General features: G+C 45.0%; 17 protein-coding genes and 1 rRNA gene. 11 read left to right on the top strand and 7 right to left on the bottom strand.

Translation table 11 applies throughout. The annotated features are described in order from the left end of the window. Positions 1-97, top strand: a 5S ribosomal RNA gene (gene rrf / locus Xbed_RS08620); the annotation flags it as partial. A gap of 99 nt (positions 98-196) precedes the next feature. On the opposite strand, the gene Xbed_RS08615 is transcribed toward rrf, so the two are convergent. After that, positions 197-862 (bottom strand): GntR family transcriptional regulator, encoded by a 666-nt coding sequence (locus tag Xbed_RS08615; protein WP_086112521.1) that lies wholly within the window; start codon positions 860-862, stop codon positions 197-199. A gap of 440 nt (positions 863-1302) precedes the next feature. On the opposite strand from Xbed_RS08615, the gene Xbed_RS08610 reads away from it, so the two are divergent. The 4 genes from Xbed_RS08610 to Xbed_RS08595 all read left to right on the top strand — a co-directional run bounded on the left by Xbed_RS08610 (position 1303) and on the right by Xbed_RS08595 (position 7731). Continuing rightward, positions 1303-2070, top strand: a complete 768-nt coding sequence (locus Xbed_RS08610) for a LamB/YcsF family protein (RefSeq protein ID WP_086112519.1) — start codon at positions 1303-1305, stop codon at positions 2068-2070. Between the two features lie 62 nt (positions 2071-2132). Beyond that, on the top strand, positions 2133-3758 hold the full coding sequence (locus Xbed_RS08605) for a 5-oxoprolinase subunit B/C family protein (RefSeq protein ID WP_086112518.1): 1626 nt from the start codon (positions 2133-2135) through the stop codon (positions 3756-3758). A gap of 2 nt (positions 3759-3760) precedes the next feature. Further along, positions 3761-5509: an ATP-binding protein gene (locus Xbed_RS08600; RefSeq protein ID WP_086112517.1), complete on the top strand. Its 1749-nt coding sequence runs from the start codon at positions 3761-3763 to the stop codon at positions 5507-5509. 152 nt (positions 5510-5661) lie between these two features. After that, positions 5662-7731, top strand: a complete 2070-nt coding sequence (locus Xbed_RS08595) for a TonB-dependent receptor domain-containing protein (protein WP_086112515.1) — start codon at positions 5662-5664, stop codon at positions 7729-7731. 133 nt (positions 7732-7864) lie between these two features. Here Xbed_RS08595 and frdD read toward each other — a convergent pair whose 3' ends face one another. The 4 genes from frdD to frdA are packed head-to-tail and all read right to left on the bottom strand — an operon-like array spanning position 7865 to position 11171. Next, positions 7865-8218 (bottom strand): fumarate reductase subunit FrdD, encoded by a 354-nt coding sequence (gene frdD / locus Xbed_RS08590; protein WP_086112514.1) that lies wholly within the window; start codon positions 8216-8218, stop codon positions 7865-7867. A gap of 16 nt (positions 8219-8234) precedes the next feature. After that, on the bottom strand, positions 8235-8630 hold the full coding sequence (gene frdC / locus Xbed_RS08585) for a fumarate reductase subunit FrdC (RefSeq protein WP_086112513.1): 396 nt from the start codon (positions 8628-8630) through the stop codon (positions 8235-8237). A 13-nt stretch (positions 8631-8643) separates the two neighbouring features. Further along, positions 8644-9378, bottom strand: coding sequence for a succinate dehydrogenase/fumarate reductase iron-sulfur subunit (locus Xbed_RS08580; RefSeq protein ID WP_086112512.1), 735 nt, complete (start codon positions 9376-9378; stop codon positions 8644-8646). Next, positions 9375-11171 (bottom strand): fumarate reductase (quinol) flavoprotein subunit, encoded by a 1797-nt coding sequence (gene frdA, locus Xbed_RS08575; RefSeq protein WP_086112511.1) that lies wholly within the window; start codon positions 11169-11171, stop codon positions 9375-9377. The genes Xbed_RS08580 and frdA overlap by 4 nt, the downstream gene beginning before the upstream one ends. A 723-nt stretch (positions 11172-11894) precedes the next feature. Here frdA and Xbed_RS08570 point away from each other — a divergent pair. Continuing rightward, positions 11895-12200 carry a hypothetical protein gene (locus tag Xbed_RS08570; protein WP_086112510.1) on the top strand — a complete coding sequence of 102 codons (306 nt, stop codon included), beginning with the start codon at positions 11895-11897 and terminating at the stop codon, positions 12198-12200. A 267-nt stretch (positions 12201-12467) separates the two neighbouring features. After that, on the top strand, positions 12468-13445 hold the full coding sequence (gene epmA / locus Xbed_RS08565) for an elongation factor P--(R)-beta-lysine ligase (protein WP_086112509.1): 978 nt from the start codon (positions 12468-12470) through the stop codon (positions 13443-13445). Positions 13446-13488: 43 nt separating this feature from the next. Here the strand turns inward: epmA and glpQ are convergent, their stop codons facing one another. After that, positions 13489-14565, bottom strand: a complete 1077-nt coding sequence (gene glpQ / locus Xbed_RS08560) for a glycerophosphodiester phosphodiesterase (protein ID WP_086112508.1) — start codon at positions 14563-14565, stop codon at positions 13489-13491. 1055 nt (positions 14566-15620) lie between these two features. Between glpQ and Xbed_RS08550 the strand changes: the two genes are divergently transcribed. From Xbed_RS08550 to Xbed_RS08535, 4 genes are read left to right on the top strand one after another with little or no spacing between them, the layout of a single operon-like run. After that, positions 15621-16619 (top strand): 3-oxoacyl-[acyl-carrier-protein] synthase III C-terminal domain-containing protein, encoded by a 999-nt coding sequence (locus Xbed_RS08550; protein ID WP_086112506.1) that lies wholly within the window; start codon positions 15621-15623, stop codon positions 16617-16619. Further along, entirely contained in the window at positions 16616-17626 is a 1011-nt protein-coding gene (locus Xbed_RS08545; RefSeq protein ID WP_086112504.1) for an NAD-dependent epimerase/dehydratase family protein, read from the top strand. The genes Xbed_RS08550 and Xbed_RS08545 overlap by 4 nt, the downstream gene beginning before the upstream one ends. A 1-nt stretch (position 17627) precedes the next feature. Next, on the top strand, positions 17628-18434 hold the full coding sequence (locus Xbed_RS08540) for an MBL fold metallo-hydrolase (RefSeq protein ID WP_086112503.1): 807 nt from the start codon (positions 17628-17630) through the stop codon (positions 18432-18434). Further along, the gene (locus Xbed_RS08535) at positions 18431-19738 is read left to right on the top strand and encodes a F390 synthetase-related protein (protein WP_086112502.1); all 1308 of its coding nucleotides are present in this window, start codon (positions 18431-18433) and stop codon (positions 19736-19738) included. Before Xbed_RS08540 ends, Xbed_RS08535 begins: the two co-directional genes overlap by 4 nt. A 123-nt stretch (positions 19739-19861) precedes the next feature. Here the strand turns inward: Xbed_RS08535 and Xbed_RS08530 are convergent, their stop codons facing one another. Next, positions 19862-21136 carry a bifunctional O-acetylhomoserine aminocarboxypropyltransferase/cysteine synthase gene (locus tag Xbed_RS08530; protein ID WP_086112501.1) on the bottom strand — a complete coding sequence of 425 codons (1275 nt, stop codon included), beginning with the start codon at positions 21134-21136 and terminating at the stop codon, positions 19862-19864. Between the last annotated feature and the right edge of the window lie 81 nt (positions 21137-21217).

Genomic DNA, 21217 nt, shown 5'->3' with positions numbered 1-21217 from the left:
TGGTCCCACCTGACCCCATGCCGAACTCAGCAGTGAAACGCCGTAGCGCCGATGGTAGTGTGGGGTCTCCCCATGTGAGAGTAGGGAACTGCCAGACATCAATTAGTCAGAAAAGCCATCCGTCAGCGGATGGCTTTTTTGCGTTTGGAATTTTTATTCAAGCAAATAACATAATCCGCCTTGCATTCTGGTTTTTTCATGGATGGTAATTATCTTTACGCGTATAAGCGGCAAGAATTGTCCTTTCCGATAATTCCAAATAGCCTTTCATTTTGTCAGCAGCGAGTTCATTTTGCCCTGAATTCAGCAGTTCCAGAATATGTGCATTCTTATCGATATAGGGTGCATACAAAAGTTCAGGATTATTCAAAATACCAAAAGCCAGGCGGAGTTCTGCGGAGATATTGCGATAGAAAGCGATTAGCCTTTCACTATCGGTTAATTCCACGATTGCGGCATGAAAGCGCATATTTTCCGTTCCGGCACCAATCCAATCTTGTTTCTCACGGCATTGCCGAGCTATTTCAACGACCTGTTTCATTTTGGCAACGCTGGGATGCATGGGATAAGCCTGAGCCAAAGCCTGACATTCAATCAGTTGCCGAATTCGATAGATATCAATAATTGATGCAATATCGGGAATGGCGACAAACACACCACGGTTAGGTTCATGTTTCAGCAGTCCTTCTTGGGTGAGAAGACGGAACACTTCACGTAATGTATTTCGTGAAATTTCAAGTTGTTCACTCATTGCCGCTTCTGACAGCCGTTGTCCCGGTAATAGCTCCCCAATAACCAGCTTATTTCTTATCGTTTCGGCGATCCTTTTACTCAAAATTTGGGGAGAATGGTCTTTTTTCATAGTGATCCGTTAAGTCAGTGGCTGATACCAAATACCTTCGACGCGCAATAAAAGAGAATCTTCACATATTCCCAGATAACCAGCAAGTTATCGTCCTTGAACCAAGATAGGGTAATTAGGTTGCATTTCTTGCATCTGAATTGTGCATTGCGGTAATAAATTCAACAGAAAATGTTAATAAAGTGATCTCTATTGGAGTTCTGCAATTGATAACACAATTTTGTTTGCTTATTCCCTCATCAGATCATATTTATTGTTGAACAATATTTTTGCTGTTATTAAACAATTTTCTGTTTTTGGTTCCACAATGGTATGAATGTTGCTTGAAAAACAATCAGCACAATAACAATGACAGGGTCTATGGTTATTGACGTGGTATATGGACGCCATGTTTATCGATTCAATCTTTGAGTTTTTGAAATCAGCTTAAGGAAATCATCATGATAAAAACAATCGATTTAAATAGTGATCTCGGTGAAAGTTTCGGCCAATGGCACATGGGGGACGATGAAGAAATATTGGGAATTGTCAGTAGTGCCAATGTTGCCTGCGGTTTTCATGCGGGTGATCCGGTAGGGATTTTGCGGACATTGAAATCGGCGCAGAAAAATCATGTCGCGATAGGTGCCCATGTTTCCTATCCCGATTTGGTGGGTTTTGGGCGGCGTAAAATGGATATTGCCAGCCATGAACTTACTGCTGATGTTATTTACCAGATTGGTGCCTTGCAAGGATTGGCGGCGGCGGCGGGCACAAAGGTAAGTTATGTCAAACCCCACGGCGCGCTTTATAACACCATCGCGAATGATGAATATCAGGCAATTGCTGTGATTGAAGGTATTTTGGCGATGGATCCCCGTCTCGCATTGGTTGGTTTGGCCGGCTCAAATATTCTCAAATTAGCGCAGGAAAGAGGATTAAAAACCATCGCAGAAGCCTTTGCTGATCGTGCTTATACCTCGCAGGGAGAACTCGTTGCCCGTCGTGAAGTGGGTTCTGTTCTGCATGACGCAGAGCTTGTTGCTCAACGAATGCTGCAACTGGTAACAGAGGGCGGTGTTGAATCGATTGATGGAAAATTTACACCTATCCAGGCAGATTCTATATGCGTACATGGTGATAGCCCTGGTGCAGTAGAAATGGCAAAACAGGTCAGAACCGTTTTGCAGCAGGCAGGAATTACCATTCGACCATTTATTCATCCATAACCATTTATTCATCCATAAATAGGGATCGCACTGGCACGTTTGATGATTTAGGGGGGATAGTCTTGCGCTTTTTACCTGTTAATTTCAATACCATCATGGTTGAGTTGGGTGGACTGGCAGAAACATTGGCACTGCTTGATTCACTGCATGTTGCTCCTGTTCTGGGGATTGAAGAAATTATTCCGGCAGCGAGAACTTTGATGGTGCGCTTCCGGCCGACAAAAATATCAGCTCAACAATTAGTGGCAGAAATCATAGTGGCAGAAATCAGTAACCGTGATTTGCTGGAGCGAGAACCTGAGACAGGACAAAAGATAACAATCCCAGTGCATTATAATGGCGATGATCTTTCAATCGTTGCTGAAATACTGGGGATCACGGTTGCGGAAGTTATTCGCCAACATACGGAAAATGAATATACCGTGGCTTTTACTGGGTTTGCTCCCGGCTTTGCTTATATGGTGTCAGAGACCTCGCAGTGGAATATTCCTCGTCGTAAAACACCTCGAACGCGCATTCCTGCTGGTGCAGTTGCACTGGCGGGAGAGTTCAGCAGCGTTTACCCACAGGCAAGCCCCGGAGGATGGCAAATTATCGGAATGACCACCGAACGTATGTGGGATCTTTCCCGTCCTTCCCCCGCCTTATTGCAACCGGGCTATCGCGTTAACTTTCAGGATGTTGAACATTCCCCTGTCACGGTGAATTTGCCAAAAACTGCGGTCAAAACCACGATCAAAAATACGGTTTCTGTACCCGTGCCCGCGACTGCTTGTCATTTGGAAATTTTGTCAGTGGGCTTGCAAACCTTGTTTCAGGATTTGGGGCGGGTGGGTCAATCAGGGTTAGGCATCTCAGAATCTGGGGCGATGGATAAAAGTGCCCTGCGTTGTGCAAACCGCATTGTTGGCAATTCCTCCGATCAAGCCTGCTTGGAGATCGTGCAAGGCGGGTTTAAGGCTATCGCTCATGGGCAGATGGTGTTGGCGATAACAGGGGCATCATGTCCAATAGAAATCAAAACCCCAGCGGGTGAAATTTTCTATGTGAATACTTACCAACCGATTGACTTAAACAATGGTGATGAGATTTCGTTAGGTCTCCCTACGGCTGGACTGCGTTCTTATTTGGCGGTGAGAGGGGGTTTTGCGGTTGCTGATGTCTTATCCAGCCACTCATTTGATACGTTATCCAATATTGGGCCTGCACCTTTAAAAACGTCCGACAAATTAGCCATCGGGGCAACTTCCCACTGTGGAGCGGTATCTTTTTCTGAAACACCGGCTTTTGACATGCCAAATAACAATCAGGTCGTAGTATTAGATATCATCCTTGGCCCTCGTACAGATTGGTTTACTCAAGAAGGCATTGAATTATTGAGTGAGCAAACCTGGCAAGTCACCCCTCAATCGAATCGAATTGGCCTGCGATTAAATGGTGAGTGCTCACTATCGCGCATTAATCAGCAAGAGTTGCCCAGCGAAGGAACCTGTGCGGGCGCGATTCAAATTCCCGCCAGTGGGCAACCCGTTTTATTCTTGGCTGATCATCCCCTGACAGGCGGATATCCGGTTATTGCTTCAGTGGCAGATTATCACCTTGACCTTGCAGGTCAGATCCCCGTTAACGCCAAAATCCGATTTAATCCCATCAGCCAATTCCATGAAATTCAAGGGAGCAAAGATTGACTATGAATGCTAAAAAAGTGCTGATTGCCAACCGTGGTGAAATTGCTGTTCGCATTATTCGTGCTTGTCGTGATTATGGCATACAGTCAATCGCTGTTTATGCCGAGGTTGATATTGATGCGCCGCATGTGCAATTGGCTGATGAGGCTTATGCGCTGGGAGGAAATAGCCCAGCAGAAACTTACCTGAATATTCCTCGTTTACTGGCAGTGGCGAAGCAGTCGGGTGCCACGATGGTACATCCGGGTTATGGCTTTTTGTCTGAACGGGCGGAGTTTGCCAGAGCCGTGATAGAGGCAGGATTGATTTGGGTTGGCCCTAACCCTGAAACCATTGATGAGCTGGGTGATAAAGTTAAGGCACGTAAACTGGCCCAGAAAGTGGGAGCACCCTTGGTCGTTGGGACAGCAGAACCGGTCAAAGAGGTACAGGAAGTTATCGCTTTTGCCGAACAACATGGCTTGCCGATTGCCATTAAAGCGGCATTTGGTGGCGGTGGACGTGGATTGAAAGTGGCCTGGCGACTGGATGAAGTGGCAGAGCTTTATCATTCGGCCGTTCGTGAGGCGACCGCCGCATTTGGGCGAGGGGAATGCTTCATTGAGCAATTCTTAGATAAACCTCGTCATATAGAAGCGCAAGTGATCGCGGATAAACACGGACAGGTTGTCGTGCTGGGAACCCGTGATTGTTCCTTGCAGCGGCGGAATCAGAAATTGGTGGAAGAAGCCCCCGCGCCATTTTTGACTCGGGAGCAAAGGGAACGCATTCACCAATCAGCAAAAGCAATTTGCGCACAAGCCAATTATGTCGGGGCTGGAACCGTAGAATTCCTGTTAAGTGCAGATGGAACGCTTTCTTTCTTGGAAGTGAACACTCGCTTACAGGTAGAGCATCCTGTAACGGAAGAAACAACGGGTCTCGATCTGGTCATTGAACAGTTGCGAGTGGCAGAGGGTTACCCGTTGAGCATTCAGGAAGCACCAGTCCCAAGAGGGCATTCATTTGAATTTCGCATTAACGCGGAAGATGCAGGAAAAGGCTTTTTGCCGACTTCTGGGACAATCAGCGAATTTACTCCACCTTCTGGCCCCGGTATTCGCTTGGACTCGGGAGTTGTGAATGGCTCCCGCATTCCGGCTACTTTTGATTCTCTGATGGCTAAATTGATTGTCACGGGAGCCACTCGTGAACAGGCTATTTTTCGCGCTCGCCGGGCATTGCGGGAGTTCAAGATAGGAGGGGTATCATCAGTATTGCCCTTTCATCAAGCTGTAATGGAACACCCTGATTTTGTTTCCCCCGATGAATTTCATGTTCATACCCGCTGGATTGAGACCGATTTTGCCAATGAATTGGAAAGTTCACCCCGTCAGGCGGTAAAAGCAGATCAAGGCATCATCCGGACATTTATTGAAATTGATGGTCGCAGGCATGAATTGGGGGTGCCATCGGATTTATTGGCGGGGTTGGCACATTTGGCTCCTGTTGGTGAACAGCCATTTTCTTCGTCTGCCATAAAGGAACAACTGCCGGAAGATCCCCGCCAGGTAAAATCCCCTATTTCCGGTATCCTGCATTGTTGGATGGTAAAAGAAGGGGAGCAAGTCAATGCAGGCGATGTGATTGCCGTTATGGAAGCCATGAAAATGGAAGTACAAATCCATGCTCATCGTTCAGGAAAAATCACATTCTGTGCGCAAGCAGGGAGTTATCAGAATGCAGAGAGTGTTCTGGCTAACATCGGGTAGTCAAGTTCGGGTCGTCACGTTCAAAATAGCAGGATCTGTTGATCCTGCCCCTCACATCCAAATATTTTCCATACTCATCTTTAAAGTTATTTACATTTACCGTAGAAATATAAATAATAACTATTCTCAATAGTATCTTTGATTGAAAATAAATGTCTAAAATTAACAAAATTTACACCAGCCTGGCTAAAAATAGCCTGTGTGTTCCTTTGATGTCGGCATCTATGCTGACCGTCGCTATTTCCACCAACGCATTTGCAAGTACTGAAAACACGACTAAAAAATCGTCTAACACTGGCGATACACTGGTTATTATTGCGGATAATAATTCACAAGATACACCAGAAGATAGAAAAGTCAGCCGTAATGAAATCAAGGTCAAACAGGCACAAAGTGTCGGTGAGATTTTGAAGAATGTACCGGGCGTACAGGCCGGTCATCCTAGTGCTTTAGGGCAACGCTTCAAAATCCGTGGCATGGATGATCAATTCATCAACGTGACGATTGATGGCGCAAGGCAAGAAGGATATCACTTCCACCATTCAGGAAATTACGGCATAGATCCTGAAATGTTAAAGCAGGTCGATATCAAGGTCGGTAGTAACAGCATTACCTATGATACCGGTGCTCTTGGTGGCGCCTTAAAATTTGAGACTGTTGATGCCGGTGATTTGTTGGAGCCGGGACAATTATTGGGTGCCAAAGGAAAATTAAACTACTCAAGCAATGGCGCTGAATTCCAAAAATCCCTGGCGACCTATGGCCGGTTGGGTGCTGTGGATTTATTAGGTTATATTAACCATCGTAATATCCACGATTCTAAATCTGGTCGGGATGACCGGGGTCGTGATCCTATTCCTACCGATGGCAAGCTGTTTAATTATTTATTAAAAGCGAAATTTAATCTGACAGATGATCAGTACATTAATGTATCAAAAGAACATTATTGGAATAATGCCGTCACCAATCAAAGATTAAATTTCGGGCAAAATATCAATGCTGGGAAAGACAAGAGAAAGTATGCTATCAACCGTGATACTCACAATATCACTTATAAATATACGCCAGTCGATAATGACTTCATTGATTTAAAAATATCCGCCTATCAAACTAAGCAAACTTCCACCCATATGGAGCCTATAAGCGGAAATGGGAAAGGATTTGATAGTATTGCTGAAACCCAGGGTATTAAGGTTCGCAATATCTCCAGTTTTGATACCCAAAAACTTTCCCACGCTTTAACCTACGGATATGAATATTTTGATACCAGGATGTCATTCACTGATGTAGATAAAAATGCACAGGATAAAGAAGTCGAAAAAGGCAACGCATCCTCTATTTACTTAGAGGATGATATTCAATTGGCTGATTTTCATGTTATTCCGGGTATCCGATGGGATCACTACAAATATCATACCCTTAATAAGAAACATGAATCGTTTGAGAGAACCTATGCTCGCTTCTCAAAAGCACTCGGCTTGAAATATGAGCTTGGCGCGTCCACAACATTATTTGCCAATTACACCGAACTCTTTAGAGGTCCATTGGGTAAGGAGCTGATGGGGTTATCCAATCATGATAATAACCTGACAGCGACAACCGGTTACAATTTGGAAACGGGATTGGCAGGTTCTTATCCTGAAGTTTTTGCTGACAATGACTCGCTGAGTATCTCAGGTAAAGTATTCCAGACGAATTTTAAAAACCTGTCTACAACGTTAGCCAAGAGTGAACTCCATAATATCCCGAAAGCCAGACTGGAAGGATTTGAATTAGCGACCGGCTATAAACTTGACAATGTGTCTTTAAAAGCTACTTATGCCAAAGCCAATAACAAGATTATTCAAGGTAGTAATGCGTTATTTGATAAAGGATTGGAGTTTACACCCTCAGTAGGTGACTCTATCACTGTAGGTGGCAGTTATTTATTCGACAAAACTGACATTGAGCTGGGCTGGAGCTCTCGCTTTGTTATGTCAAAAAACTCAAAAGGAAAATCTGACGGGAAGATTGTCGACGTACATAAATCAGGATATGGCGTAAGCAATATGTATATCTCTTGGGCGCCAAAAACCGGTACATTTAAAAATGCAGAACTTCTGTTTGGCATCGACAATGTCTTCGACAAACGTCATAACGAACACTCTTATTATTTGAAAAATTATCAAGGACAGGAAGAGAAAGGCCGGACTTATAAAGCGACAATTTCTTATAAGTTCTGATGAAAATGTCTTAAGTTTTTCGACCATACTTCTTGTATAAATAAGTCCTTGTATAAATAAGTCCTTGTATAAATAAGTCTGCGGTTGATCCGCAGACTTATTCTCAGGATGGGTCCAATTATCGTAATGACAGTTACAGTGTAAAAATTCCAATCACAGCGACAACACTCAGAATAGCCGCTGAACCATAAAATACCCACTTACCGGCAGGAACATGAATTTGCAGATCGTGCATTCCATGGTGGATGCGGTGCATTCCGCACCAAAGCGGCAGGCAGATCATCAGCAGCAAAAAGAGACGGCCAATAAAGCTCTGGCAGAATGTCAGAATACGTTCATAGGACAGTGCTTCGGGGGCCAGCCCCAGTGGTAGCAGAATGCCCAGCAGCAGGATAATCGCAGGGCCAACAATGGCACTCCACATCCCACCGGCACCAAACAGACCCCAGAAAATCGGCTCATCGGAACGCTTAGGGACTTGATTCATCAGATTCTCCTTGGGATTAGAAAAGTAGTGCCACACCGAGGATCACGGCGGTAGCAATAATGGTGGTTGCCCAAAGTAGTTTGATCATCGGGGCCGGTGACATTTTTTCATTTCTGACAATGATATTGAGTGCCTTGGGAGCCAGTTCAAACCACGTTTTCGTATGCAGCAAGGCGGCCAGCAGGGTGATCATATTCATCAGCAATACGATGGGATGTTGCAGGAAAGAGACAAAATCCGCCCAGCTTTCCGGGCCGTTTTTCAAGGCAAATACACCGTAAAGCATCAGCAAGCTGAACCAAATAGCAGGAACGGATGTTCCTTCACGCAGCATATAAAAACGATAAAATCCCAGCTTGCGCCACCAATTCGCTTCCATGTTGCGCACATAAGGTTTACGTTTCGTTGTCATTACTCTCTCCCCCTTATTGTGGTTTCAGCATAGAAATAAGGAAATCTTTGGCGCTTTCCGCCTTGCTCTGCTGAATAGCGCCCGCCGGATCAACATGTTTCGGACACACTTCAGAACAGTAACCCACGAAAGTACAAGACCAGACCCCGTTGTCACTGTTGATTGGCGGCATGCGCTCTTTCTTGCCATTATCGCGGTTATCAAGGTTATAGCGATGTGCCAGTGTGATCGCTGCCGGCCCAATGAACTCAGGATTCAGACCAAATTGCGGGCAGGCGGCGTAGCACAGCCCACAGTTGATACAACCTGAAAATTGGTGGTATTTTGCCATCTGGGCAGGGGTCTGCACGTTCGGGCCATCAGCCGGTTTGCGATCATTGCCGATGATATAGGGTTTGATGGCTTCCAGACTTTCAATAAAGTGCGTCATATCCACCACCAAATCCCGCTCAATCGGGAAATTCCCCAGCGCTTCAACTTTCATTCCTTGTGTGTAATCACGCAGGAAAATTTTGCAGGCCAGTTTGGGTACCCGGTTCACCATCATGCCGCAGGAACCACAGATTGCCATGCGGCAAGACCAACGGTAAGAAAGGTCAGGGGCCAGATTGTCTTTAATGTAGCCCAACGCATCCAGCAATGAGGTTTGCTCATCGTAAGGCACTTCATAAGTGACAAAATAAGGCTCACTGTCAATTTCCGGGTTATAGCGCATGACCTCCATTTTCAGATTTTTCATCTCAGTCATTCGCTTACTCCTTCTGTTTTTTTCTCTTGTGCCGCCGCTTCGCCGCCATAGACACGTTTAGCCGGCGGGGATTGGGTGATCTTGACTTCACTGTATTCCAGACGGGGGGCACCTTCAGGATTATAGAAAGCCAATGTATGCTTCAAGAAATTTTGGTCGTCCCGTTCAGTACAACCGGCATCAAGGCGCTGGTGGGCACCACGTGACTCTTTGCGGTTCATGGCGGAATGTGCCATACATTCAGCGACATCTAAACCAAATCCCAGCTCAATGGTATAGAGCAGATCTGTATTGAACACGCTGGAACGGTCGCTGATTTCGATGTGTTTGAAACGTTCTTTCAATTGTGCAATTTTGTCGATGGTTTTCTGCATTAGCTCTGGGGTACGGTAAATACCGCACCCTTCTTCCATGGATGTTCCCAGTTCATCGCGGATTTTCGCCCAGTTTTCACCGCCCTTCTGGTTGAGCAGTTGGTTGAGTTTCTCTTCAACATCACGGGCTTGGGCATTTAATAGGTTATCGTTGGCGGGGTTGTTGATTTCCTGAATATGTCTGACCGCCTCAACACCCGCCAGACGGCCAAAAACAACCAATTCGGCCAGCGAGTTAGAGCCGAGTCGGTTTGCACCATGCAGGCCAACAGACGAACATTCACCGATGGCAAATAACCCTTTGATTCGGGTTTCGCACCGCTGATTCGTTTCGATCCCGCCCATGGTGTAATGCGCCGTTGGACGGACAGGAATAGGCTCTTTAACCGGGTCAACGCCGACATAGGCTTTTGCCAGCTCACAAATAAACGGCAGACGTTCGAGCAGTTTTTTCTCGCCCAAATGGCGCAAATCCAAATACACCACATCGCCGCGTGGCGTGGCGATGGTGCGACCTGCCCGCCATTCATGCCAGAATGCCTGAGACACCTTGTCGCGCGGGCCTAATTCCATATATTTGTTTTCCGGTTGCCCAAGAGGTGTCTCTGGCCCTAAGCCATAATCCTGTAGATAACGATAACCTTCCTTGTTCACCAGAATCCCGCCTTCACCACGACAGCCTTCGGTCATCAGAATACCGGAACCCGGCAGACCGGTTGGGTGATATTGCACAAATTCCATATCGCGCAAGGGGACGCCGTGCCGGAATGCGATCCCCATGCCATCACCCGTGACAATGCCGCCATTGGTGTTATAGCGGTATACCCGCCCGGCTCCGCCCGTCGCCATAATGATCGCATTGGCGCGGATCTGAACCCGCGTTCCTTCCATCATATTCAGCGCAACTAACCCGCGCGCTTGCCCTTCATCCACCAGAATGTCGAGGACAAAATGCTCATCAAAGCGCTGGATTTGCGGATATTTGAGGGAAGTCTGGAACAGCGTATGGAGCATATGGAAGCCCGTTTTATCGGCGGCAAACCATGTACGCTCAATTTTCATGCCACCGAAACGACGCACGTTCACCGAGCCATCGTCCTTGCGGCTCCACGGGCAGCCCCATTGTTCCAGTTGGATCATTTCTGTCGGGCAATGTTGGACGAAATACTCAACCACATCTTGTTCACACAGCCAGTCACCACCGGATACCGTGTCATTGAAGTGAAAGTCATAAGAATCATGCGATTGAGTGACAGCGGCTGATCCCCCTTCGGCTGCCACTGTGTGGCTACGCATGGGATAAACTTTTGAGATCAGGGCAATTTTGAGCCGGGGATTGGCTTCAGCCGCAGCGATGGCTGCTCGTAGCCCTGCACCACCGGCTCCGATAATCGCGAGGTCGACATTGACGGTTTGCACTGCGCTTCTCCATTGTTCAGGTGAATGATTAAACGAAATGAGTAAATTTTTCTCAGAAGACCCAATGTATTCTCACTCGTCATTTTTTTATCCCTGCCATTTTGTAGAGACATTTTTTCTTGTTTGACCGAGTGTTATAGATAAATTTTTCGGGTTTAACGCGTTAGTTTCATAACCCTTTACTCTTTATATGGCTTAATTATAACGGGTTAAAAAGAGGATAAACTTGATATGGATGTGGGTTTTGTCGAATTTCACTGATAAAATGTGATCTATCGCATGTTTTTTCTTATTTGAATGAGCCGGTGTTAATAGGGAAATTTATTCATCAGTTTGATTTATATAACTGTAAAATCTGAAACTCATTGATTGGGATAATAATGGTCTTTTTACTATAAACTAATATAAAAATAAAAATCCATTGACTAATAAATCGGATTAATGGACTTAATGGTTTCACTGTGTGTATAGTTTGATTTTAATAGATAAAAATTCAAAATAAAGAATAAAAGATAAAATATAGTAATCATTTTTTTATTGATAAACAGAATTGAAATTAAGTCTGACAATGAAAGTATTTTTTGACAAAATAGAACTTGTTGACTAAATTAAATATATATCCGATGGATTTTGTTTGTCATGGATATTAATTTAATCACTAATGGATAGGTGTGAATGTTATATTCTATTTTTATGTAAGTGATTGTCTTAAGGAGTATTGTTATGAGTGACAAAACTGAAGTCTTAAACGAGCCTGAATATTATGGAAATGTATACATAGTGGAATTGGAAACTTATCCTAAGCTTTCATCTAAATCAATGAACAATGTCAAAGTGACATTTAAAGATTATCAAGGATATATGTATAGCGACTTTTATTTAAATTATCCCGATGGGCAAATAGAAGGAGGAGGAGTATACCTAACGTTATTCTTATCTTTAATTAATGAGAGGAAAGTGACACTGAAAACCAATGGATTTATTGGTGCTCACGGTGAAAAGTATATTACAGGTGTTATCGTAGTGTAATTGATGCTGATGTTTTTTATTAACTTTTTATTAATTTTTATCAAAATAAAACTAAAAGGAGTCGTAGAAAGCTCTTGCAGAGTGTGGAGATGGGCATCCATATTTTCGGTATAAATAAATGGACAATGAACATAAACAAGAAAGCCACACATTGAAAAATGCATGGTATAAAGGATCCGTTTATGAATAAATTGTAGACAATGAATTGTCTGGCTGGCTTGATGCGGGTAAACTGCGCGTTTTGTTTTATTTTGGAGTCATTGGAACATGAACAAAGTCGCGAATTGGCAGCCAAGTGCCCCTATCGCCAATTTATTGAAAAAGGCGGAGATTTTAGCAGAAATACGGCGCTTTTTCGCAGATCGTGGGGTGTTGGAGGTTGAAACACCGGCCATGAGTCAGGCGACTGTCACCGACGTTCATCTGGTACCGTTCCAGACACGGTTTGTCGGGCCGGGAGCGGCAGATGGCTTGACTCTGTACCTGATGACCAGCCCTGAATACCACATGAAACGTTTGCTGGCCGCTGGCAGTGGCTCCATTTATCAGATGGGAAAAAGTTTCCGTAATGAGGAAGCGGGTCGCCATCATAACCCGGAATTCACCATGCTGGAGTGGTATCGCCCGCATTACGACATGTACCACTTGATGAATGAAGTGGATGATTTATTGCAGCAGATCCTGGATTGTGAAAGTGCCGAATCACTGTCTTACCAACAGGCATTCATTCGATATCTGGATATCGACCCCCTTACGGCCAGTAAAGAAAAGTTGCGTGAGGTGGCGGCAAAACTCGATCTCAGTAATATCGCGGATCAAGAAGAAGATCGGGATACCTTGCTGCAATTGCTTTTTGTCATGGGCGTGGAAACCCAGATTGGGATTGAAAAACCGACATTTATCTATCATTTTCCTGCATCCCAGGCGGCATTGGCAGAAATCAGCAAGGAAGATCATCGGGTTGCCCAACGTTTTGAAGTCTATTTCAAGGGCATGGAACTGGCGAATGGCTTCCGTGAATTAACGGACAGCCATGAACAGCGTTTACGTTTTGAGCAGGACAACCGTAAGCGTGAAGCCATGGGATTGCCTGTTCAGCCGATTGATGAATACCTGCTTGCAGCGCTTGCACATGGTATGCCGGATTGTTCTGGCGTTGCATTGGGCGTTGATCGCCTGATTATGCTGGCACTGGGTGCGGAGCGGATCAGTGAGGTGATTGCTTTTCCGGTGGGGATCTCTTGATCATAATGGGGCAGCCTTGGCTGCCCCATTATATTTTTGTCGCTTATTGATGTTCGTGATGTTTTTTCAAAAATTTCACAGCTAAATCAGGAAAATCGGTGAATGCGCCATCAACATTGGCTTTATTGAAAACGATATCAAACAATTGATCTCCGTTGGTGGCATATTTTGGCAGTTGATCGATACGAATCGTGTACGGATGGACGGCCAAATGGCTGGCGTGAGCCTCTTTCACCATACCCGTCAGCTTAATATTATTTGGCGTGGAATCACTGGCGATCATCATGTGATAATCAGGGCCAATGCCGTCAGCATATTTTGCCACTTCTTTCATCGCACCCGGCTGAAACATCCATTCATAGCTATAATTTTGCCATTGACCGTCGGGTTTTTGCTCGTAGGTTTCGTTCCAGTCGGTGTAAGCGATGAGCTGAATCAGTTTCAGATCCATGCCCAGTTTCGGTTCCAGCTCATTTTTGATGCGTTTCAGTTCATTGGCATCAAAGCATTGCAGATAAACTTTATCGCTCTTTTTGGTATAGCCATATTGTTTTAGCACTTCCAACACCTTGGTCGTAATATCTTTGCCTTCCTGACGATGGAACCACGGTGCCTTGATTTCAGGATAGATACCAATATCTTTGCCGGTGGATTTATTCAGACCTTGAATAAACTCCAGTTCTTCCTGAAAAGTATGAATACGGAAATCTGATTTCCCCATCGGGAAACGCCCCGAATAACCCTGGACTTTTTTGCCGTCTTTGATATCAAAGCCTTCGGTGAATTTAAGAGACTTAATTTCCGGTAAGGTAAAATCTATCGCATAATAGCGGCCATCGGCACGGGCACGGTTTGGAAAGCGTTCCGCCACATCCGTTACGCGATCCAGATAATGGTCGTGCAGTACAATGAGCTGATCATCTTTGGTCATCACCAAATCTTGTTCAAGATAATCAGCACCTTGTGCATAGGCCATCGCTTTGGCGGGCAGCGTATGCTCAGGCAGGTAGCCACTGGCCCCACGATGGGCGATAACAATTTTATCTGCTGCGTGTGCGATGCCTGACATTGACGATGCTAACAAAATACCTGCCATGATTGCTTTAATCGGGGTCTGCATTGGGGGTCTCCACTTATTATCTTAAATAAAACTTATGTTAATTTGGGGTATCTGAAAATTTGGGTATCTGAAAAATAGTGTCATTAGTCATTTTCATATAAAATATTGGAATAATACAATCTCCGGTCTTTATTTTATCAGTGTATATCACAGTTTTATGACATAAATATTTCCTTTCGATGACGTTTATCGCTGACATTGTGTGCTTTTCATTAATAATCATAAAATTAGGTGGGTATTTATACTAAAGTAGAATTTCTTCAATAAGAAGCAATCATAAAATGCCATTGCATGATGAAGTGACTGGGGAATTATTTAAGATGATTAAAAATTTATTCCAATAGAATTGCATTTCAATGGGATTATATTCCGGATAAGGACACTCGAGGTTAAATGAAATAGGGTTTCATAATCATATTTTAGTGTGGATGAAGCGTTATTTAATGAGGTTTTTTATTCTCCAATTAATGGTGGGTAATAAATGACATTTCAAAATTGTAGAACACTTCCTTACTCCCCGCTGCGCGGGGAGTAAGGAATCTTCGGAATTTCAGTGTATCACTATTATGAAAACTTATTTATTTAACTTTATTCTTTTGCTGTTGCAGAAAAATTTTATTCCCATTCTGCTTATTATCTGGTAAAGAGTAAATTACGTTACCTACGTTTTGAAGTTGGTAGCGTATATAATTCATTAATGAAATAAAAATAAAAGATGACTATTTCCAATAATTAAGTCAAGTGAGTTTATTTGTAAGATAACATTGACTTTTAATTCACATATAGACAACAAACTCCATGATTAAATCTCATGGAAAGTTTTTTTCATTAAAAAAATTTTATGGCAGTAAAATGATAAATGAATAAAACCTTTTATTTTTCATATATCTGAGTGCTGTATTTCAATTTAGTAATATGATGTATCATAAATATCCACTTCCTGTTTAATCAACTATCTGATAAATACTGAATTGATTTAAGCCCTATATCAGAAATTACTTCGTATTCTGACAATATATTTAAACAAAAAATTAACATTCGGAAGTAATAAAAAAATGAAAAACTCAAACGAATTGATCCCATTAAAGATCATTGCCTCTGGTACGGCTTTGCCTGAGCATAAAGTGTATTCATCCGACCTGGATTTGAAATTAAATAAACCCAACGGCTATGTACAAAAGCATTCAGGAATTGAATATCGTTATCACTCTGATTATGCAGCCTCTCAGGCTAAATTGGCGGTGGAAGCGCTGCATAATACGTTACAAACACACCAAATTTCGCCGGATTCGATTGACCTACTGATTTCGGCTTCTGCAATACCCATTCAGGCTTTACCTTATTCAGCCGCGCATATTTTAAAAGAGAGTCAATTAAAGGCCGGGATCGCCTGTTTTGATATTAATGCAAGCTGCGTCAGTTTTATCTCTGCCTTGAATGTTGCCGCCGGATTTCTCGCGACCCAACAGCATCGACGTATTGCCATTGTTTCTGCGGAGATGGCTTCCCGTGGCATTGATTGGTCACACCAAGAGTCTTCATTGATTTTTGGTGACGGTGCGGCTTGTGTGATCGTTGAAAGGGGGGATGGCAAGAGCGGGATTGTGACCCACAAACATGAAACTTATCCGGAAGGTCTTGAGTTGTGCGAGATCCGCGCCGGGGGAACCCGCAAGAATCTCCGCTCAGGAATGGAAGACAGTGATTTTCTGTTCCAGATGCAGGGCAGGCCGCTGTTTAAACTGACAGCTTCACTCATTGAAGGTTTTACCGAACGGGTTCTGGCGAGTGCTGATCTTAAGATGTCCGATATTGATACCGTCATCCCCCATCAAGCCAGCCACTTGGGGTTGGAACATATTCGCAAGCGGCTGAATATCAGGGATGAGAGATTTGTGAATATCTATCGCTATCGTGGCAATCAGGTTGCAGCCTCAATTCCAACAGCACTGCATGAAGCGATTATAACAGATCGTTACTATGGCCGTGATTATGTGATGTTGCTGGGTACGGCGGCGGGGCTTTCATTAAGTGAGATGATTTTGAAACCATGAAAATTCTTGTCACCGGCGCAACAAGTGGCTTAGGACGTAACGCGGTAGACTACCTGCTATCAGATGGGCAATCGGTTGTGGCAACGGGGCGCAATCCGCAGGCGGGAGAGGTATTGACGCAATTGGGTGCTGAATTTCGCTGTGCCGAACTGGAAACCTTAAGCGTGGATGAAGCCATTGAACTGATGTCAGATTGTGATGCGGTTTGGCATTGTGCCGCCAAATCCTCTCCCTGGGGCGATCCCGATGAATTTGAGCGCATCAATTTGACCGCGACCTACATGTTGGCGCAAGCCGCAGGAATATGTGGTATCCGGCGCTTTGTTCATATCTCCACCCCGGCCGTCTATTTTAATTTTTCACATCAACAACACGTTACTGAAAATCAACGCAGTCAGTGTTTCGCGAATGATTATGCCCGAACGAAATTCTTGGCAGAGGAGAGCGTACTCCAGTTGATTGGCAGTTATCCCGGAACCACTTACATTATTCTGCGCCCCCGTGGATTATTTGGCCCGCATGACAGAGTGTTATTGCCGCGTCTGATGGCACAGGTTAAGGCCAGCAAGGGAGTCATGGCCTTGCCTGCGGGCGGGAAAAATGCCTTGGATCTCACCTTTGTCATGAATGTCGTCCATGCAATGTCGCTGGCGACCCATCGGGAAGGGTTACAAAGTGGCGCGATATACAACATTACCAATCAGCAGCCACAGCCCCTGGCGCAAACATTGGGGCAGCTATTTGACGAGATGAAATTGGGTTATCGGATCAAATCATTGCCTTACCCGCTTCTGTATAGTGTTGCGGCAATTATGGAAGGGATTGCCATGCTTACCCGAAAAGAGCCGTTGCTGACACGTTACGGTATTGGCGCGGCCTATTACTCCATGACGCTGGACACGGCAAAAGCGCGGGAAGAGCTGGGCTATGCCCCGGTTTATACCATGGAGGAAGGCATTCACTTAACGGCCAACTGGTTGAAACAGATAGACGGGCAGGCGGGTTAGTATGGTCAAGATGCGTGTTTTTGAAGTGGGATATTGTACCCATTCCGGCTGTATGGCACTAAAAGGGGCAAGCCTTCGCGTATGTAAATTCCCTGCCCGTGCGTGGCTGTTGGAGTGCAATGATAAACGCTGGTTGCTCGATACCGGATATGCCAGCCATTTTTACGATCATACCCGCAGTGGGATCATTCGTTTTTATCGCATTGTTACGCCCGTTTACTTTGACACCAAAGACTCACTGGTGATGCAACTGAAAGAGGACGGCATTCAACCCAGTGATATTGATGGCATCATTATTTCTCACTTTCATGGTGATCATATTGCTGGATTGCGGGATTTTCCACAGGCCAAATTCATCTGTTCAGGAGAAGGCTGGCAAAAGACACGCCATTTACGGGGTATCGCTGCGCTGAAACGGGCCTTTGTACGGGGGCTGATCCCGGAAGATTTTGAATCCAGAGTCCGTTTTTATGAAGGATTTGAACCGTGTCCACTGCCCGACGAATTGGCGGCATTGGGAGAGGGTTATGCTGTGCCGGATAGCCAGCAACAGATATTTATTGTGCCCTTGCCCGGTCATGCCGTAGGGCATATCGGACTCTGTGTAATGACCGAACAGGGCTGGGTATTGCTGGCAGGAGATGCGGCGTGGTCACCCAGTAACTACCGTGAATTGCGTGGGCCTGCAAAGCTGGCAAATATCATCATGGATGATAGCCGAGCCTATTATGAAACCTTGAATAAGCTGCACCAGATTGACCAAAAACAGGTTCTTATCCAGTTATGTCATGAGGGAGATTTGGAATGATACTCAAAACGTTTTGGTACTATTCTCTTTGGTACTATTCTCTTTGGTACTACTGGAGAGCCAGAAAACAGGGGAAATTTTCCAGCCGTCAGCAGCTTGAACAGCATCAATCGAGAGCGTTGGCCGCATTCCGGCGCAATGTGCTGATGAAAAGTCCCTATTTTGCCGCGTATAGTGATTTACCGTTGGCGGAATATCCGCTGATGAATAAAGCCATCATGATGGAAAACTTCGACCAGATGAATACGGCAGGTCTCAAACGCGATGAACTCTTGGAATGTGCGCGGTTGAGCGAACAGTCACGAGATTTCAGGCCGACAGTCGGCAAATTCAGTGTTGGTATGTCATCGGGCACATCGGGGCAGCGTGGTATTTTCGTTATCAGTCCGAAAGAGCGGAGCATTTGGGCAGGGATCATGCTCGCCAAAATGCTGCCAAACGGCTTATTTCACGGTGAGCGGGTCGCGCTGTTTTTACGGGCGGGAAACAACCTCTACGAGAGCGTCCAGAACCGTTGGATATCTTTCCGTTTTTTTGATTTGTTTGCTGATTTTAATCAGCAGGTGCAAGCATTGGTGGAGTATAAACCCACGATTGTCGTGGCCCCGGCGCAAGTGTTGCGGGCGTTGGCATTGAAGATCCAGCAAGGTGAAGTGTCACTCTCGCCAGCGAAAGTCATTTCGGTAGCAGAAGTGCTGGAACCGCAAGATCGTCAATTATTGGAGAGTGTATTTAAGGAAGTCGGAGAGATTTATCAGGCAACAGAGGGTTTCTTGGCCTGTACTTGCGCCCATGGCACATTGCATCTTAATGAAGAATTTCTCCATATTGAACCAAAATGGATCGACGGATCACGCTTTAACCCAATCATCACGGATTTCACACGGGAATCCCAGCCTATCGTGCGTTATCAGCTTGATGATATTTTAGTGGTGAAGAAAACCCCGTGTGCTTGTGGCAATCCGGCATTGGCGATAGAGCGTATTGAAGGGCGCAGTGATGATCAACTGATTTTGCCCGCGCATGATGGTGGAAAGGTGACTCTTTTTGCCGATCCCTGTTCGCGGATCATTGCCAATACTTTGCCGCTGACCAGTGATTATCGTCTGACGCAGACTGACTTGCTGCTGCGTCTGGAAGGGGACTGTGATATTGCGTACCTGCAACAATGCCAGTCCGCGCTGACTGACCATTTCGTCAAACAGGGCGTCGATGTCGAGCACATTGAGTGGCAGTGTATATCACAGACGATATTACCGGATCTGGTTAATAAACGTCGCCGGATTATCAGGAAAAAGGGGTAGCCATCGGGGAAAAGGACAGTTTGGGTGGTTATATGACGAAAATCATCTTCTTGATCATTTCATCGATATCAAAATATATTGATATCGATGACTTATCATTAAATTAACAAACAATATTGAAAACTATTTTGCGGCATCCAGTGCTTGTGCAAGATCGGCAATAATGTCATCGCTGTGCTCGATGCCAACAGATAAGCGAACCAGATCGCGTGATACTCCCGCTTTTATCAGCTCTTCATCATTGAGTTGACGATGGGTTGTCGAGGCCGGATGGCAGGCCAGTGATTTGGCATCACCAATATTGACCAGCCGCACGATCAGTTGCAGGGCGTCAATAAAGCGTATACCTGCTTTTTCCCCTCCCTTGATGCCGAAGGACAGAATAGAAGCCGGTTTTCCCCCCATATAACGGACTGCCAAATCATACTCAGGCTGTGTCGGTAATCCTGCATATTTCACCCAAGAAACTTGAGGGTGCTTTTCTAAGTACTGCGCAATTTTCAGGGCATTTTCAGTATGGCGCTCCATCCGAAGAGCCAATGTCTCAAGACCCTGTAGGATTAAAAAAGCATTAAAGGGAGAGAGTGCCGCGCCTGTACTGCGCAGTGGCCCAACACGGCAGCGAGCGATAAAAGCCGCAGCGCCAAAATGTTCGCTATAGTTTATTCCGTGATACGACGGGTCTGGCGTATTTAAAATCGAAAAGCGATCTTGATGTTCCGCCCAAGGGAATTTACCGGCATCGACAACCATTCCACCAATGCTGGTGCCATGTCCCCCGATATATTTGGTCAGGGAATGGACAACAATATCTGCGCCATATTCAAACGGACGGCATAAATAAGGCGTTGCGACAGTATTATCGACAATAAGGGGAACACCATGCCGATGGGCAATATCAGCCAGGGCCTGGATATCAACGATATTCCCACTTGGATTGGTGATGGATTCGCAATAAACCGCTTTGGTTTTTCCGTCAATCATCGCTTCAATGGCAACGAGATCGTTATGATCAACGAAACGAGTTTCAATCCCAAGATTGGGGAAACTGTGCGCCATTAAGTTATACGTTCCGCCATACAATTTTGCGACGGAGACAATGTTATCCCCGATGGCTGCGATGGTCTGGATAGCATAGGTGATTGCCGCCATGCCAGAAGCGACAGCCAGCGCACCTATTCCCCCTTCCAAAGCGGCGACCCGTTTTTCCAGTACGTCATTGGTGGGATTCATGATACGGGAGTAAATGTTACCTTCAACTTTCAAATCAAAGAGATCAGCACCATGTTGGGAATCATCAAAAGCGTAGGACGTTGTTTGATAAATAGGGACAGCCACGGCTTTCGTTGCAGGATCAGGTGAGTAACCGGCATGGATGGATAGCGTTTCTAATTTCATTGTCATTTCCTTTCGTGGATCGCAGGGTGAAATTGGTTTGATATTGCGGATATCAATAAAATGGTTCTGCTTAAGAATATA

Source organism: Xenorhabdus beddingii (assembly GCF_002127545.1).
Classification (GTDB): Bacteria; Pseudomonadota; Gammaproteobacteria; order Enterobacterales; family Enterobacteriaceae; genus Xenorhabdus; species Xenorhabdus beddingii.
The sequence above is the reverse complement of the archived record's forward strand: the minus strand, read 5'-3'. Positions and strand labels throughout refer to the sequence as shown.

Bases quoted from the DNA above. Each gene is read 5' to 3' on its own strand.
- Xbed_RS08615 (WP_086112521.1), bottom strand. From the start codon at position 862: ATGAAAAAAGACCATTCTCCCCAAATTTTGAGTAAAAGGATCGCCGAA.
- Xbed_RS08610 (WP_086112519.1), top strand. From the start codon at position 1,303: ATGATAAAAACAATCGATTTAAATAGTGATCTCGGTGAAAGTTTCGGC.
- Xbed_RS08535 (WP_086112502.1), top strand. From the start codon at position 18,431: ATGATACTCAAAACGTTTTGGTACTATTCTCTTTGGTACTATTCTCTT.
- epmA (WP_086112509.1), top strand. From the start codon at position 12,468: ATGAACAAAGTCGCGAATTGGCAGCCAAGTGCCCCTATCGCCAATTTA.
- frdD (WP_086112514.1), bottom strand. From the start codon at position 8,218: ATGAATCAAGTCCCTAAGCGTTCCGATGAGCCGATTTTCTGGGGTCTG.
- Xbed_RS08550 (WP_086112506.1), top strand. From the start codon at position 15,621: ATGAAAAACTCAAACGAATTGATCCCATTAAAGATCATTGCCTCTGGT.
- frdC (WP_086112513.1), bottom strand. From the start codon at position 8,630: ATGACAACGAAACGTAAACCTTATGTGCGCAACATGGAAGCGAATTGG.
- Xbed_RS08540 (WP_086112503.1), top strand. From the start codon at position 17,628: ATGGTCAAGATGCGTGTTTTTGAAGTGGGATATTGTACCCATTCCGGC.
- Xbed_RS08545 (WP_086112504.1), top strand. From the start codon at position 16,616: ATGAAAATTCTTGTCACCGGCGCAACAAGTGGCTTAGGACGTAACGCG.
- glpQ (WP_086112508.1), bottom strand. From the start codon at position 14,565: ATGCAGACCCCGATTAAAGCAATCATGGCAGGTATTTTGTTAGCATCG.
- Xbed_RS08530 (WP_086112501.1), bottom strand. From the start codon at position 21,136: ATGAAATTAGAAACGCTATCCATCCATGCCGGTTACTCACCTGATCCT.
- Xbed_RS08600 (WP_086112517.1), top strand. From the start codon at position 3,761: ATGAATGCTAAAAAAGTGCTGATTGCCAACCGTGGTGAAATTGCTGTT.
- Xbed_RS08570 (WP_086112510.1), top strand. From the start codon at position 11,895: ATGAGTGACAAAACTGAAGTCTTAAACGAGCCTGAATATTATGGAAAT.
- Xbed_RS08595 (WP_086112515.1), top strand. From the start codon at position 5,662: ATGTCTAAAATTAACAAAATTTACACCAGCCTGGCTAAAAATAGCCTG.
- Xbed_RS08580 (WP_086112512.1), bottom strand. From the start codon at position 9,378: ATGACTGAGATGAAAAATCTGAAAATGGAGGTCATGCGCTATAACCCG.